Annotated in this window: 18 protein-coding genes; 13 read left to right on the top strand and 5 right to left on the bottom strand. The window is 57.0% G+C overall.

All coding sequences use genetic code 11. From position 1 onward, the window contains the following. Positions 1–19: 19 nt before the first annotated feature. Entirely contained in the window at positions 20–535 is a 516-nt protein-coding gene (locus GOW92_RS22075) for a CAP domain-containing protein (protein WP_170565068.1), read from the bottom strand. Positions 536–704: 169 nt separating this feature from the next. Between GOW92_RS22075 and GOW92_RS22070 the strand changes: the two genes are divergently transcribed. Both GOW92_RS22070 and GOW92_RS22065 read left to right on the top strand, forming a co-directional pair. After that, entirely contained in the window at positions 705–1304 is a 600-nt protein-coding gene (locus GOW92_RS22070) for a L,D-transpeptidase (RefSeq protein ID WP_170565065.1), read from the top strand. A 139-nt stretch (positions 1305–1443) separates the two neighbouring features. Continuing rightward, positions 1444–1626 carry a hypothetical protein gene (locus GOW92_RS22065; protein ID WP_010442520.1) on the top strand — a complete coding sequence of 61 codons (183 nt, stop codon included), beginning with the start codon at positions 1444–1446 and terminating at the stop codon, positions 1624–1626. 76 nt (positions 1627–1702) lie between these two features. Here GOW92_RS22065 and hemH read toward each other — a convergent pair whose 3' ends face one another. Together hemH and GOW92_RS22055 are read right to left on the bottom strand one after the other, a co-directional pair. Next, positions 1703–2752 (bottom strand): ferrochelatase, encoded by a 1050-nt coding sequence (gene hemH, locus GOW92_RS22060; RefSeq protein WP_170565062.1) that lies wholly within the window; start codon positions 2750–2752, stop codon positions 1703–1705. A 57-nt stretch (positions 2753–2809) separates the two neighbouring features. After that, positions 2810–3640 (bottom strand): methyltransferase domain-containing protein, encoded by an 831-nt coding sequence (locus tag GOW92_RS22055; RefSeq protein WP_170565057.1) that lies wholly within the window; start codon positions 3638–3640, stop codon positions 2810–2812. Positions 3641–3656: 16 nt separating this feature from the next. Here GOW92_RS22055 and GOW92_RS22050 point away from each other — a divergent pair, with 16 nt between their 5' ends. The 4 genes from GOW92_RS22050 to GOW92_RS22035 are packed head-to-tail and all read left to right on the top strand — an operon-like array spanning position 3657 to position 5965. Further along, complete coding sequence (locus GOW92_RS22050; protein ID WP_170565289.1) at positions 3657–4385, top strand: ComF family protein; 729 nt, start codon at positions 3657–3659, stop codon at positions 4383–4385. Positions 4386–4422: 37 nt separating this feature from the next. Further along, positions 4423–4680: a glutaredoxin 3 gene (gene grxC / locus GOW92_RS22045; RefSeq protein ID WP_170565054.1), complete on the top strand. Its 258-nt coding sequence runs from the start codon at positions 4423–4425 to the stop codon at positions 4678–4680. Next, on the top strand, positions 4680–5510 hold the full coding sequence (locus tag GOW92_RS22040; protein WP_170565051.1) for a carbon-nitrogen hydrolase family protein: 831 nt from the start codon (positions 4680–4682) through the stop codon (positions 5508–5510). Before grxC ends, GOW92_RS22040 begins: the two co-directional genes overlap by 1 nt. 14 nt (positions 5511–5524) lie before the next feature. Next, positions 5525–5965, top strand: a complete 441-nt coding sequence (locus GOW92_RS22035; RefSeq protein ID WP_170418232.1) for a MarR family winged helix-turn-helix transcriptional regulator — start codon at positions 5525–5527, stop codon at positions 5963–5965. 100 nt (positions 5966–6065) lie between these two features. On the opposite strand, the gene GOW92_RS22030 is transcribed toward GOW92_RS22035, so the two are convergent. Both GOW92_RS22030 and ubiG read right to left on the bottom strand, forming a co-directional pair. Continuing rightward, positions 6066–6530 carry a hypothetical protein gene (locus GOW92_RS22030; RefSeq protein WP_170565048.1) on the bottom strand — a complete coding sequence of 155 codons (465 nt, stop codon included), beginning with the start codon at positions 6528–6530 and terminating at the stop codon, positions 6066–6068. Positions 6531–6655: 125 nt separating this feature from the next. After that, positions 6656–7402, bottom strand: coding sequence for a bifunctional 2-polyprenyl-6-hydroxyphenol methylase/3-demethylubiquinol 3-O-methyltransferase UbiG (gene ubiG, locus GOW92_RS22025; RefSeq protein ID WP_170565045.1), 747 nt, complete (start codon positions 7400–7402; stop codon positions 6656–6658). A 48-nt stretch (positions 7403–7450) separates the two neighbouring features. On the opposite strand from ubiG, the gene pip reads away from it, so the two are divergent. From pip to GOW92_RS21990, 7 genes are all read left to right on the top strand, one after another. Then, the gene (gene pip, locus GOW92_RS22020) at positions 7451–8428 is read left to right on the top strand and encodes a prolyl aminopeptidase (RefSeq protein WP_170565041.1); all 978 of its coding nucleotides are present in this window, start codon (positions 7451–7453) and stop codon (positions 8426–8428) included. Then, the gene (locus GOW92_RS22015; RefSeq protein ID WP_170565038.1) at positions 8425–9246 is read left to right on the top strand and encodes an ABC transporter substrate-binding protein; all 822 of its coding nucleotides are present in this window, start codon (positions 8425–8427) and stop codon (positions 9244–9246) included. Before pip ends, GOW92_RS22015 begins: the two co-directional genes overlap by 4 nt. A gap of 93 nt (positions 9247–9339) precedes the next feature. Further along, complete coding sequence (locus tag GOW92_RS22010; protein ID WP_170565035.1) at positions 9340–10167, top strand: hypothetical protein; 828 nt, start codon at positions 9340–9342, stop codon at positions 10165–10167. A gap of 18 nt (positions 10168–10185) precedes the next feature. Beyond that, on the top strand, positions 10186–10356 hold the full coding sequence (locus GOW92_RS22005; protein WP_170565032.1) for a hypothetical protein: 171 nt from the start codon (positions 10186–10188) through the stop codon (positions 10354–10356). Between the two features lie 164 nt (positions 10357–10520). Beyond that, positions 10521–11111: a ribosome maturation factor RimP gene (rimP, locus tag GOW92_RS22000; RefSeq protein WP_170565030.1), complete on the top strand. Its 591-nt coding sequence runs from the start codon at positions 10521–10523 to the stop codon at positions 11109–11111. After that, positions 11111–12724 carry a transcription termination factor NusA gene (gene nusA / locus GOW92_RS21995; RefSeq protein ID WP_170565028.1) on the top strand — a complete coding sequence of 538 codons (1614 nt, stop codon included), beginning with the start codon at positions 11111–11113 and terminating at the stop codon, positions 12722–12724. Before rimP ends, nusA begins: the two co-directional genes overlap by 1 nt. A 22-nt stretch (positions 12725–12746) precedes the next feature. After that, entirely contained in the window at positions 12747–13370 is a 624-nt protein-coding gene (locus tag GOW92_RS21990; RefSeq protein WP_170565024.1) for an RNA-binding protein, read from the top strand. The last annotated feature ends 2 nt before the right edge of the window (positions 13371–13372 follow it).

Below are 13372 nucleotides of genomic sequence, written 5' to 3'. Positions count from 1 at the left end.
TGTTCGAAACGGCTTTTGGTTACCCGCCTGATCCCATTTCCAGCGTCCACCAAATTTTTCCGCCGCCTTCCTGATGCCAGGCAAAGCCCATTTGTGTGGCTTTGGGATCCAGGATCACCGCACGTGGGCCGGGTTCCTGCATCCAGGCGGCTAAGGTTTCGGTTTCGGTCTCATAGGTTTCCGAAATTGCCTCACCCAGGAACGTTCCATAATATCCAACGCGTTGCGCTCGATCTATGGGGGACGATCCGTCCGAACCAAAGTGCCAGGGGCGGTTTTGACGCGCCATGTCCTTGGAGTGAGTCGCGGCCGCAGCGTTCAGCTGCGAATTTAGCTGAACCGATTGTAGACCCTGCGCCTGGCGCAGTGCATTCACGGAATCCAGCATCCGGAACTGGAGTTTTTCCGGGTTTCCTCGGATCTTGTAAACCGTCGGCAGTGGGCGCCCATCGGCCCCATATGTCGGGGTGCTGCTTGGGGTACATGCAGCCAGCGCAACAAAGCAAAGAAACAGTAATGTGAGAATACGCGTCATGATCGACCTGATTATTGTGTCGCCCTACGGCATAGCGCGCCATGCAGCCTTGGGCAAACCTGCAATGGCTGATTCTTGCATGTTTCTGCCGGTTTGATTTGCGATTGACGCATTCTGGCAATAAAATACGTCGAAATTTCAGGACATCTTTCGCAAAGGACCGTTCGCTATGGTCAAGAAACCAATTCTTCAATCCAGTCGCCGTGGATTTCTGGCCGGTGCTTCGGCCCTGTTGTCCTCGCCCGCTATTGCCCAATATATCCCTGGGGATCCATTGCGCCCAGCACCGGAGCCAGAACCTCAGGTGCGCCGGAACGTTTCTGGGTTCCGCGCTCTGGATTGGCAGCCCTATTTCTCGAATACTAGAAATGGAGCTATTCTGGTCGATACGGTGTCTCGGGCGTTGCATTACTGGTCAGATGACCAAACTGTTTACAAACTCTATCCGTCTTCAGTTCCGTTGACCGAAGAATTGACCCGTCGGGGCCGCACCAGCGTTATCCGCAAAGTTGAAGGCCCCAGTTGGTCGCCGACACCATCGATGAAGAAACGTAATCCCGAATGGCCGGACCACATTCCGCCAGGCCCAGATAACCCATTGGGAACACACGCTTTGTACCTCAGCTGGAAATATTACCGGATTCACGGAACGCATGATACGCGCAAAATCGGTCGCCGGTCTTCGAACGGATGTATCGGTTTGTTCAACGAGGATATCGCCGAACTATTCTCGATGACCAAGGTCGGCACGCAAGTGTTGCTAATTTGACGACATTTTCGCGCGCGAACCCGCTTGTGGCTCAAGTTCCAATTGCATTCCAGCCGGATAGCTGATTAGAAAAAAACACGAGGTAAGTCTTGAGTGTGCGGCTTCGCTATATGGAGCCGTGCGAATTCTGGAGGTTAATATGAAGAAACTCGTTCTCGCCGCTGCACTGACTGCTGCTGCTTCGACCGCTTATGCTGGTAACCTGGAAGAGCCGGTTGTTGAAGCACCGGTTGTTGTAGAGGAAACTCAGGGTTCGTCGCAGGGTATCATCCTGCCGCTGATCCTGCTGGTCGTAGTTGCCGCAGCTGTTGCAGCAAGCTAATTTGACGAGCATTATCTAGAGAAAAGGCGGTGGATCGCTCCACCGCCTTTTTTCATGCCTGGATGATAGGGGCCGGTCAGTCGAGCCAACCCTTCAGATTATCTTCGATTACCTTACCCAATGCGGAAATGTGCGAATCATCGTCATTGAGGCAGGGGATATAGGTGAAGCTCTCGCCGCCCGCTTCTTCAAAGCTTTCCTTGATCTCTTCGTTGATCTCTTCCAGCGTCTCGATGCAATCGGCTGAAAACGCGGGTGCGATTACCGCGATGTTCTTCTTGCCCTGCCGCGCCAACTCGGCCACGTGCTCGACGGTATAGGGTTTCAGCCATTCCTCCGGACCGAATCGCGATTGGAAGGTCGAGACCAGCTGATCGTCTGACCAGCCCAGCCGTTCCTTCAACAACCGGCTCGTTTTCGCGCACTGGCAATGATAGGGGTCACCTTGCTGCAAATACCGCTCGGGCATGCCGTGGTAGGAGCAGACAAGTATGTCGGGCTTCGTCTCCATCTTGGCATAGGCCTTTTCAACCGATGCAGCCAAGGCATCAATGTAAGCAGGCTCGTCAAAATAAGCGGGAACGGTCCGTGAGGCGGGTTGCCAGGCTTCGTCCATCAACGCACGGAAGAACTGATCATTGGCTGTTGCTGTCGTCGCGCCTGCATATTGCGGGTAGAGCGGAAAGAACAGAATGCGATCACAGCCCGCGGCCACCATTTCACGTACTTTGGATTTGGTTGAGGGGTTGCCGTAGCGCATGCAGAAATCGACCATCACCTGATCGCCGTACCGTTCTTGCATCGCATCGCGCAACTTGTCGGTCTGTTCCTTGGTGATCGTCATCAGCGGGCTTTCGCCCTTGTCATGATTCCAGATCGACTTGTAGGCCTCGCCCGAGCTGAACGGACGTTTGGTCAGGATGATTCCCTGAAGTATCGGCTGCCATTTCCACTTTGGATAGTCGATCACGCGCTGATCCGACAGAAACTCGTTCAGATAACGGCGCATTGGCCAATAGCTGTAATCGTCAGGCGTGCCGAGGTTGGCCAGCAGAATGCCGACGCGGCCCATTCTGACCTTTGGGTGGTCTGTGGGGGCATGATCGGGGCGAGTGGCGTCAAACATCTGAAGCTTCCTGAGATTTCTCTGTACTGGCCTGAGATAACCGGAAAAGCCCGGCCGTCAATTGGACAGTTTGCCTTCTTTTGTGCCCAGCGCATCTGCAAGCCGCGTTTTGGCCGATCCGGGGCGCAATGGTTTCTGTTGACTGTCATCCGGCGACCAGCCGGTCAGACAGATCAATTCATATGTGGCGGTCAGTCGCCTCTCCAGCGTCTGGAAATTGTCAGCATAAAGCTGCTGCGCACGGGCAAAAACCTGCCGCTTGGTGGGTTGCTTTAAGCGCCCCGACAGGCTGTTGGCTTCACCCATGGCGCGCAGGTCGTGCATCAGGTGCAGTATGTCGCGATATTCCGCCGTTAGGCGCGCGGTGTCGGCGACCGGCAGCGCAAATCCCGCCCGTTGCAACAAACCGCCCAGATCGCGCAACTCAGCCATTGGGGCGATGCGGGGGCTGAGCCCTCCGGTCACTTCGATTTCGGCTTCTCCCAATGCTGCGCGTAGCTCGTGCAGGGTTTCTCCGCCCAGACACACGACCAGCAGCAACCCGTCAGGGCGTAAGGCGCGGCGGCATTGGATCAATTGCCCGACAGGGTCGTTGGCCCAATGCAGCGCCATCGCGTGAATCACCAAATCATGCGTGCCAGGTTGCAGAGCCAGTACCTCATCATCAGGTACGAATTCAGCCTCTGGGATCACCTCGCGCCAGATATGCGCAAACGGCGTCACGATCGCTGGGGCCGTAAAGGTTTTGTTAACCATAGAGAGCCGATCCTGAACCTCGTCCACTGTAGCGCGATGCAGGAACAGGGCTTCGTCCTGTGCACGGGCACGATGCAGGGCAACGGCCCGGCGATCAAACAAAGAGGGTGCGTTGGATTCAGGCAGTTTCATAGGGCGCAACTATCGCATGTGGCAGCGGATTCAAACCGCCGTCTCGCTGATCTACCCGCCGCGATGCCTGGGATGCGGTGATCTGACCGAGACGGATTTCGGCCTGTGCGGATCCTGCTGGCGAGAAACACCCTTTATCGGCGGTGTTGTTTGCGAAAGCTGCGGAGTACCGTTACCGGGGATGGCAGACGGGCATCGGATTGAATGCGATGATTGCATGGCTGCCCCCCGACCTTGGCGGGAAGGACGTTCGGCTTTGTTGTATGATGGCAAGGCGCGGTCGTTGATCCTGGCTTTGAAACACGGTGACAGGCCCGAACTGGCGCGCCCTGCGGCACGCTGGCTGGCACGGGCCGGGCAGGATCTGTTTCGGGACGGCATGCTGGTCGCGCCGGTGCCTCTGCACTGGTCCCGGTTGCTGAAACGCCGGTATAACCAATCCGCCCTGCTGGCGCAGCATCTTGGGAAAGAGGTTGGGCTTGAGGTTTGCCCAGACCTTTTGCTTCGGTGCCGGAAGACACCCGTTCTGGATGGCAAAACAGCCGTTGAGAGGGCTGAAACCCTGAAAAACGCAATCATTGCCCATCCCAGGCGGAAAACCCACCTGTATGGGCGCGATATCTTGCTGGTGGATGATGTGATGACGTCCGGTGCGACACTGGCGGCTTGCGCGCGTGTCTGCCTTGCATCCGGGGCAAGTCATATTTTCGTGTTGACCCTAGCGCGCGTTGCCAAGGATAGCTAATTCGCTCAAGATTATGCGAAACGCGAAGGTACGGAATATGAAACCGGTAGAAATCTACACCTCGCCGCTGTGCGGTTTTTGTCATGCGGCCAAGCGCCTGCTGAAGCAGAAGGGCGTCGAGTTCAAGGAAGTCGACGTGCTGATGCACCCCAAGCGCAAACCCGAGATGATTAAGCGCGCAGGTGGCAAGCGAACCGTTCCACAGATATTTATCGGTACGCAGCATGTCGGTGGCTGTGATGAGCTTTATGAACTGGAGCGCCAGGGCAAGCTAGATCGCCTGCTCGCGGCCTGATGAAAACCGCGCTTCTGCAGATCACCTCGTCGGATGATCCGGCCGAAAATTTGGACGTGGTGCGCGCCATGATGGTTGATGCAGCGGCGCAAGGCGCGCGGTTCATCCTGACACCCGAGGTGACGAATTGCGTCTCCACCAGCACCACGCGGCAGCGCGAAGTCCTGCAGCACGAAGAAGATGACCAGACGCTGGCGGGCCTGCGGGATCAGGCCGCCGCGCTGGGCGTCTGTTTGCTGATCGGGTCGCTGGCGATCAAAACGCATGATGTGGACGGTCGGTTTGCAAACCGCTCCTACATGATCGACCCGCAGGGGCAGATCGTGGCGCGGTACGACAAGATTCACATGTTCGACGTGCAGGTCACCGAGACCGAGACCTTCCGCGAATCGAAAAACTACCGCCCTGGTGATAAGGCGGTGATTGCCGACACCGCTTTCGGCAAGGTCGGCATGACCGTCTGTTATGACATCCGGTTTCCGGCGCTCTATGCGGCTTTGGCGCAGGCGGGTGCACGTATCCTGACAGTTCCGGCGGCGTTTTCACCGGTGACCGGGGCCGCGCACTGGGAATCGCTGCTACGCGCGCGGGCGATTGAAACTGGCTGTTGGGTTTTGGCACCCGCCCAGACCGGCGAGCATCCCAAAACACGCGGAAAGACGCGCCATACCTATGGCCACAGCATGGTCGTTGCCCCGTGGGGAGAGGTTGTCATCGACGCAGGGACCGATCCGGGCATTCACATTTTCGATTTGCATGATAGTTCTGTGTCTGAGGCGCGCCGTCGCGTGCCCTCTTTGACTCACGTCCGTCGCTTTGACGGGCCCTGATCCAGAACCGGACCATGACTGACGAACACAATGCCCTTGCGGTCACGCTGTTCAGCGAAATCCTGACCGCCGATCAACTATTGCGCAACCGGCTTAGCCGGGTGCTGCCCAAGGGTATGGAGATCTCGCACTTTTCAGTTCTGAACCATCTGGTTTTTGTCGGGGGCGAACGATCTCCCGCGCAACTGGCCAGCACCTTTCACGTCACCCGAGGGGCGATGACCAACACCTTGGCTAAGCTGGAATGGGCCGGATACATCCATATCCGCCCCGACTGGGACGACGCCCGCCGCAAGATGGTCGCAATCAGCCCTGCGGGTCGTCGTGCACGAGATCAGGCGATTTCCTCGATTGCCCCGCTGATAAACCGTGTCGTCGGAGAGTTGGGGCTTGAACGGGTGCGCAGCACGTTACCCGTGCTGCGGGATTTGCGGTTGCAGTTGGAGGGGGAGTAGGGATCAGCGAACCGTTGTCCCAAGGTGGATCCAGGACTGGTGTGGTCGGGCGCTGGCAGGCTTGATGCTCATGCAATGTGCCGCGGACTGAACGGCCACTTCATTCTAAGAGCATTCTATCCAGAAGCTGCCGTAAATCACGGGGATCCAAAGCTGGAAAATCACCCAACCAAATTCCGGCCGAAGCCGCCGCCGCGAAAAGAAGACAAGATTCAATTCCTTCTTTGCCCTCATATTGCCCACCATGAACAAGCCATACCAAATACTCTCCTTTTTCTTCTTCATTCGTGGAGAATATTCTCCCTACATTGCATCCTTCGTCAGAGAGTTCGTGTTTGGAAAATGGTTCTGTCATCTCCTCCGTCAGTTCTAATTCGACTGGTTTCACAAACTTGCCATCCGAAACTATCTCGGGGTCAATAAAGACGAAAAAATACAACGCCCTTACTAGATCATAGTTGTTCGAGTTCGAACCCAAGTAACGATCTGCTATTTCCTGAGTCGCCTCAGAAACCTTAGGATGGCTTACATAGCCATACAGCGGAACGCCTTCATGCTCGTACACGAACCCGCCTGCTACCTCTTGTGCTGTGGCTAGCGGGCTATTGAATATGGTAGCAGTGGAAATTGCGGCTCCATAAAATACTGCGCCACAGCGCGTAACTTAACGATCGAGCCAAAAAATCTTCCTTAACTCGGCTTCACACTCGCCGTCACATAATTCACGCTCAGGTCGCGGTCCGAGATCGACCAACTCCACAGGATCGGGTTGAACACGAAACCCTTGCGGTCCACCGGCCCCAGCCCGGCTTGGCGCAGTAGGTCAAACAGCTCATCGGGAGTGATGAACTTGTTCCACTCATGCGTGCCGCGGGGCAGCCAGCGCATGACGACCTCGGCCCCGAAAATGGCCATGGCATAAGATTTCGGATTGCGGTTGATGGTCGAACAGATCAGCAACCCGCCCGGTTTCAGTAATTGCTGCGAGGCTGTCAGAAATCCCAACGGGTCGGCAACATGCTCGACCACTTCCATGTTCAGCACCACGTCGAACTGTTCGCCTGCAGCGGCCATGTCCTCGGCAGTGGTGTGGCGGTAGTCGATCTCCAGCCCGGATTGTTCCGCGTGGATTCTCGCGACGGGCAGGTTGCCTTCGGCGGCATCTGCTCCGACTACTTCGGCTCCAAGGCGGGCCATTGGTTCGCTCAGCAGCCCGCCGCCGCAGCCGATATCCAGCAAACGCAGACCCTCGAACGGCTTTGCGGCCTTCAAATCGCGATCGAATTCGCCTGCAATCTGCTGTGTGATATAATCCAGCCGACAGGGGTTGAGCATGTGCAGTGGTTTGAATTTTCCATGCGGGTCCCACCATTCTGCGGCCATCGCTTCGAATTTTGCGATCTCAGAAGGGTCAACCGTGTTCGGATGCGCTTGCATTCCTGTCTCCGTATGCTCTTTTACGCTTAAGGACTATATAGGGCCATAATGGACAAGTACCCGGACCAAAAGCGCGCAGTTCAATATCTGTACCCGCCGATCGACCCATTCGATCAGCGGATGGTCGATGTGGGCGACGGGCACCGTATCTATATGGAACAATGCGGCAATCCCAATGGCCTTCCTGTGGTGATTCTGCATGGGGGGCCCGGTGGTGGCTGCAGCCCGGCCATGCGGCGTTATTTCGATCCGAACGTCTATCGGGTGATTCTTTTTGATCAGCGTGGGTGTGGTCGTTCGCGGCCTCATGCTTCGGTCACGGATAACACCACATGGCATTTGGTGGACGATATCGAACGACTACGCACGCTGCTGGATATAGACGAATGGATCGTTTTCGGCGGCAGCTGGGGGGCTACGCTTGCGCTGGTCTATGCGCAATCCCACCCAGATCGCGTTAGCAGACTGGTGCTGCGCGGTGTGTTCCTTGCAACGCAGGCTGAGCTGAACTGGTTTTATGGTGGCGGTGCGGGCAAGTTTTGGCCCGAACAATGGTCAAAATTCACTGCTCTGCTGTCGGAAAGTGAACTAAGCGACACGATCGGCGCATATAACAAACGCCTGTTCTCGGGTGATCGCGCGACCGAGATTCTGTATGCGCGCGCCTGGTCCAGTTGGGAAAACGCCCTGGCGTCGATCCATTCGCATGGCGCAACCGGGGAAAGCCCTGGGGAATACGCGCGCGCGTTTGCGCGTCTTGAGAATCATTATTTCATCAACAACGCGTTTCTTGAGCGCGACGGGCAGATTCTGGACCAGATGGACCGGATCTCTCATATCCCCGGCCACATCGTACAGGGGAGGTATGACATGATTTGTCCGCCTCAGGCGGCGTGGAACCTTGCCGAGCGTTGGCCCAATGCCGAGCTGAAGATGGTGCGTCAGGCAGGGCATGCGTTGTCCGAGCCCGGAATCAGTGCTGAATTGGTTCGCATCATGGACCGAGTGGCAGAGGGTGCATTATGACCCGGATTGACCGTCGCGCTCTGTTTGCCTCTGGTGCTGCTGCCGCATTGTTGGCGGCGACGGGGACTTCTTTGGCCGATACACCGAAAGTGGGCGGAACGCTGCGCCTGGCGGTGCCGCGCGACGACAGTTTGGAACAGGTCGCCCGTGGCGCTGTTTTCGGCACGCTGACCGAGATTGCACCCGACGGCACCTTGCGCGGAGAGCTTGCGACCGATTGGCAGACTGATTCCCAAGCCCGCAACTGGAGCTTTGATCTGCGCGAAACAGCCCGGTTTCACGATGGGACGGCACTTGACGTTAACGATGTGATGGTTGTTTTGGGCGATGTCGGGCGGGTCGAAGCCTTGTCGGATAACCGCGTGCGTTTGGAACTGACCCAGGCCAACCCGGGTCTGCCCTTCCTTCTGGCTGACAGCAGATTCGTTATCACGCGCACCGGACAAGGTGTAACGCCACTACGGGCTGCGAACGGCACCGGTTGCTACCGTGTTGAGCGGGCTGAAGATGATCGTCATTTCCTCGGGCGCCGGGTGGCGGGCCATTATAAGGACGGATCGGCCGGTTGGGCTGAAACCCTTGAGGTTATCGTCATCCCCGACGCACGAGTGCGCACTGAGGCGTTGCGGGATGGCTATGTGGATATCGCTGTGCAGCCTGAGGCCGAGGGGTTAGGCCCGCAACGTGGATTGCGCTTTTTCCCAAACGAATCCAACATGGCGCTGGCTGTTGCAGCGCATGTCGGTATGCCACGCCAAATCGGAACGGATCGCGTTTTGGATGATGGGCGAATTGCCGAGCGCTGGTGGTTGATTTAAACCGCGAAAACTCGCCTGCCTTCTAATTTGCCCCAAATTTTGCTATAATGCGCGCCGTATTGGTTTAATTGTTTCGCAAGTGGGAGAATTCCCATGAAGGTTGAAGCTCTAAAGAGTTTAACGATATTCATTTTGTCAGGTGTTATGGCGTTTGTCGCTGTATCTGCCCCGAAAGCAGGTAAGGACCTGACCGTTACAGTTAAAAAAAACGGGACGATAGGGTTGGACGCCCTCGACGGACAGTCGCTGACGCAGTTGCTGGATAATGGTTTTGAGGCGGTACAGCCGGCACCGGAAGATGGCGCAGAGACGACGGCTCGAAAACTGTCCGATATGCGGACTCTGACCCGCACTTTGGAGTCGCTTGGTTACTATGCGTTGAACGATCCGGAACTGGTTCACGAGATTAAAGGGCTGGAAAACTACAAACCCGTGTCGGTCAGGCTGCGCGGCGTTCTGCTTGAGGGTATAAAGGCCGAACCGCATGACGACAGTCAGTTGTTTGCGACGCTCTACACCAACTTCATTCAGCGAGAGGCCGTGTTCAGCCCCCTCAAGCATGAGGTGACTGCCGAGGGCGTTTTGTTGTATGACCCAAATGGGAATGAAAAACCGATAGTTTACACCTGCCCCGACAGATTTTTGAAACCGGGTATCACCATCCCGATCAAGCCAAAGGGCGGTTCATCCAATATCATGCCTCAGTTCACAGCGCGGCAAGATCCTGTTTTTCATGTGTGCGCCGCGCGGGCAACGTTCGAGTTTCTGTCCGGCTCGGAAATGAAGCTGGGGCTGAACCGGGTGGCTTTTGACCAGCTTTTCCCGTCGCGGATGGCGGATGCCGAGCAGTTTCAGGGCAGGGGCACTTTGTCGGTGATGAAATTCCCGCGCAACACGCAGCCTGCACTTTTTACAACTTAGGCGGAATAGGAGGCTTCAATGAAAAAATGTACTGTTCTGGCCGCCACAGTCGCGCTTTTAGCCGTCGCTTTGTCAGGCAGCGCAGACGCCCAGGGACGGGAATGCCTGTTTGATGGCGAGGTTTATGAAGATGGGGACCGCGTTGGTCCTTATGTCTGTGAAAATGGTGAATGGATCCTCCCAAACTGATATTGTGATTGACCATCCCGGTGCTTGGGCTTGCAATCTTGCGGTTGCTTGGCTATATCGCCGTTAACAGCGGCGTGTCGGGCTTCGGTCCGGGGCTCCACCGGAAAAGATCGACGGGCCGCGCGCCCGTTTTTTTGTGCCCGACTGACAGGGTAGAGTACCAGATGACAAATGACCTGATAGCCAAAGCGGCCATTGATCGGCGACTGGCCGAGATCATCACCCCCGTGATCGAGGATCTGGGGTATGAGCTTGTGCGTATTCGTCTAATGAGCGGCAAGACGACCACGATGCAGATCATGGCCGATAAGCCCGATGGCGGTATCGAAGTGGACGATTGCGCCGAAATCTCGAACGCGATCAGCGCCACATTGGATGTCGAGGACCCGATTCTTGATGCCTATACGCTTGAGGTTTCAAGCCCCGGCATCGACCGCCCTCTGACCCGCCTCAAGGATTTTGAGATGTTCGAGGGGTATGAGGCCAAAATCGAAACCTCCGAACTGATCGACGGCCGCCGCCGCTTCAAAGGCGAGCTGGCCGGGGTCGAAGGGGATGAGGTTCTGATTAATATCCCCGAGGGGGATGAGACCATTACCATCGGCCTGCAATTCGACTGGTTGAGCGATGCAAAGCTGGTCCTGACCGATGACCTGATCAAAGAAATGCTGCGCCAGCGCAAGGACGCCGGTGCCCTGAACGAAAACGCTTTCGACGAGATTGAGACCGAAGGGTCCGAAGAGGAGACGAACTGATGGCAATCACCTCAGCCAACCAGCTGGAGCTGCTACAGACCGCCGAGGCCGTGGCCCGCGAAAAGATGATCGACCCCGGTCTGGTCGTCGAAGCGATGGAAGAATCGCTCGCCCGCGCCGCCAAGAGCCGTTACGGCGCCGAGATGGACATTCGCGTGTCGATTGACCGCAAGACCGGCAAGGCGACCTTTACCCGCGTCCGCACCGTGGTCGAGGATGAAGAGCTTGAGAACTATCAGGCCGAAATGACGGTTGAGCAGGCGAAACAGTACATGGAATCGCCCGAAGTTGGTGACGTCTTTGTCGAAGAAGTTCCGCCGGTTGAAATGGGCCGTATCGCTGCGCAGTCCGCCAAGCAGGTCATTCTGCAAAAGGTTCGCGAAGCCGAGCGTGACCGTCAGTACGAAGAATTCAAAGATCGCGCGGGCACCATCATCAACGGTGCCGTCAAGCGCGAAGAGTTTGGCAATGTCATCGTCGATTTGGGCGGTGCCGAAGCCGTTCTGCGCCGCAATGACAAGATCGGCCGCGAAAGCTATCGCCCGAATGACCGCGTGCGCGCGTACATCAAAGAAGTGCGTCGCGAGGTTCGCGGCCACCAGATCTTCCTGTCGCGCACCGCACCGGAATTCATGGCCGAACTGTTCAAGATGGAAGTGCCGGAAATCTATGACGGCATCATCGAGGTTAAGGCCGTGGCTCGTGACCCAGGTTCGCGTGCCAAGATCGCTGTGATCTCGTATGACGGCTCAATCGACCCGGTTGGTGCCTGCGTAGGTATGCGAGGAAGCCGTGTTCAGGCCGTTGTGAACGAGCTGCAGGGTGAAAAGATCGACATCATCCCGTGGAACGAAGATCAGCCGACCTTCCTGGTGAACGCGCTGCAGCCCGCCGAGGTTTCCAAGGTGGTTCTGGACGAAGAAGCCGGCAAAATCGAAGTTGTGGTTCCCGAGGAACAGCTGTCGCTGGCTATCGGTCGTCGCGGTCAGAACGTGCGTCTGGCCAGCCAGCTGACCAATCTGGACATCGACATCATGACCGAAGCCGAGGAGTCGGCACGTCGTCAGAAAGAATTCGAAGCCCGGACAAGCCTGTTCATGGAAACCCTCGATCTGGACGAGTTCTTCGCTCAGCTGCTGGTCTCCGAAGGCTTTACCAACCTCGAAGAGGTGGCTTACGTCGAGATCGACGAACTGCTGGTCATCGACGGCGTTGATGAAGGTACTGCGCAAGAGTTGCAGACCCGCGCCCGGGAATACCTGGAAGCACAGGCCAAGGCGGCGCTGGAAAGTGCCCGCGCGTTGGGTGCCGAGGACAGCCTTATTGAATTTGAAGGCCTGACACCCCAGATGGTTGAGGCGCTGGCCAAAGACGATGTCAAAAATCTGGAAGACTTCGCCACCTGTGCTGACTGGGAACTGGCCGGTGGCTGGACCACGGTCGACGGCCAGCGAATCAAAGATGACGGTGTTCTGGAGCCTTTCGGTGTGACGCTGGAAGAGGCGCAGGATCTGGTCATGACCGCTCGGATCATGCTGGGTTGGGTTGATCCGGCTGAGCTGGAACAGGCCGAAGAAGATGTTGAAGTTGCTGAAGAGGAGGCCGAGGCCTGATCTCAGGCTTCGGGTGGCGCGTATGGGTCGCGGTGGCGTCCATAAAGATCGGTCCGATGGACCTGAACGCAAGTGCATCGCCACGGGCGAGATTCAACCTAAATTTGGGTTGATCCGCTTTGTGACGGGGCCGGATGGTCAGGTCTTTCCGGATGTTGCGGCGAAACTGCCAGGGCGTGGCGTCTATGTCGCGGCCGAACGCAGTGCGTTGGACAAAGCCGTGGGGAAAAAGCTGTTTGCGCGCGGATTCAAGGCGCAAGTAAGCGTGCCGAGCGATCTGACGGACGAAGTGGAACGCCAGGTTGCACGCCGTGTGATCGAGTTGGTGAGCCTTGCGCGCAAGTCCGGCGATGCGGTCGCCGGTTATGAAAAGGTCAAGACGTGGCTGGACCGGGAAGAGGCCCAGGTACTGATACAAGCCTCTGATGGATCGGGGCGCGGCAAGTCGAAACTCAGCACGCCGCACTTCGGAAAATACATCGGTTGGCTGACGGCGGACGAGCTGGGACAGGCATTTGGGCGCCAAACCGTGATTCATGCGGCGCTGGCCTCTGGCGGTCTTGCCAAACGTGTTGTAGAGGAAGCGCAGCGCCTGCGTGGCTTGCGCGAAACGGATGACGGCGGCAGGGGCCGCGCGGAAGGGTAAGA

The organism is Ruegeria atlantica, assembly GCF_013032505.1.
Taxonomy (GTDB): Bacteria; Pseudomonadota; Alphaproteobacteria; order Rhodobacterales; family Rhodobacteraceae; genus Ruegeria; species Ruegeria atlantica_F.
This window is presented reverse-complemented; position numbering and strand designations above follow the sequence as displayed.

What these genes read in the sequence shown, in the direction of transcription:
- GOW92_RS22075 (WP_170565068.1), bottom strand. Translation starts at nt 535, where the DNA reads ATGACGCGTATTCTCACATTACTGTTTCTTTGCTTTGTTGCGCTGGCT.
- GOW92_RS22070 (WP_170565065.1), top strand. Translation starts at nt 705, where the DNA reads ATGGTCAAGAAACCAATTCTTCAATCCAGTCGCCGTGGATTTCTGGCC.
- GOW92_RS22065 (WP_010442520.1), top strand. Translation starts at nt 1,444, where the DNA reads ATGAAGAAACTCGTTCTCGCCGCTGCACTGACTGCTGCTGCTTCGACC.
- hemH (WP_170565062.1), bottom strand. Translation starts at nt 2,752, where the DNA reads ATGTTTGACGCCACTCGCCCCGATCATGCCCCCACAGACCACCCAAAG.
- GOW92_RS22055 (WP_170565057.1), bottom strand. Translation starts at nt 3,640, where the DNA reads ATGAAACTGCCTGAATCCAACGCACCCTCTTTGTTTGATCGCCGGGCC.
- GOW92_RS22050 (WP_170565289.1), top strand. Translation starts at nt 3,657, where the DNA reads ATGTGGCAGCGGATTCAAACCGCCGTCTCGCTGATCTACCCGCCGCGA.
- grxC (WP_170565054.1), top strand. Translation starts at nt 4,423, where the DNA reads ATGAAACCGGTAGAAATCTACACCTCGCCGCTGTGCGGTTTTTGTCAT.
- GOW92_RS22040 (WP_170565051.1), top strand. Translation starts at nt 4,680, where the DNA reads ATGAAAACCGCGCTTCTGCAGATCACCTCGTCGGATGATCCGGCCGAA.
- GOW92_RS22035 (WP_170418232.1), top strand. Translation starts at nt 5,525, where the DNA reads ATGACTGACGAACACAATGCCCTTGCGGTCACGCTGTTCAGCGAAATC.
- ubiG (WP_170565045.1), bottom strand. Translation starts at nt 7,402, where the DNA reads ATGCAAGCGCATCCGAACACGGTTGACCCTTCTGAGATCGCAAAATTC.
- pip (WP_170565041.1), top strand. Translation starts at nt 7,451, where the DNA reads ATGGACAAGTACCCGGACCAAAAGCGCGCAGTTCAATATCTGTACCCG.
- GOW92_RS22015 (WP_170565038.1), top strand. Translation starts at nt 8,425, where the DNA reads ATGACCCGGATTGACCGTCGCGCTCTGTTTGCCTCTGGTGCTGCTGCC.
- GOW92_RS22010 (WP_170565035.1), top strand. Translation starts at nt 9,340, where the DNA reads ATGAAGGTTGAAGCTCTAAAGAGTTTAACGATATTCATTTTGTCAGGT.
- GOW92_RS22005 (WP_170565032.1), top strand. Translation starts at nt 10,186, where the DNA reads ATGAAAAAATGTACTGTTCTGGCCGCCACAGTCGCGCTTTTAGCCGTC.
- rimP (WP_170565030.1), top strand. Translation starts at nt 10,521, where the DNA reads ATGACAAATGACCTGATAGCCAAAGCGGCCATTGATCGGCGACTGGCC.
- nusA (WP_170565028.1), top strand. Translation starts at nt 11,111, where the DNA reads ATGGCAATCACCTCAGCCAACCAGCTGGAGCTGCTACAGACCGCCGAG.
- GOW92_RS21990 (WP_170565024.1), top strand. Translation starts at nt 12,747, where the DNA reads ATGGGTCGCGGTGGCGTCCATAAAGATCGGTCCGATGGACCTGAACGC.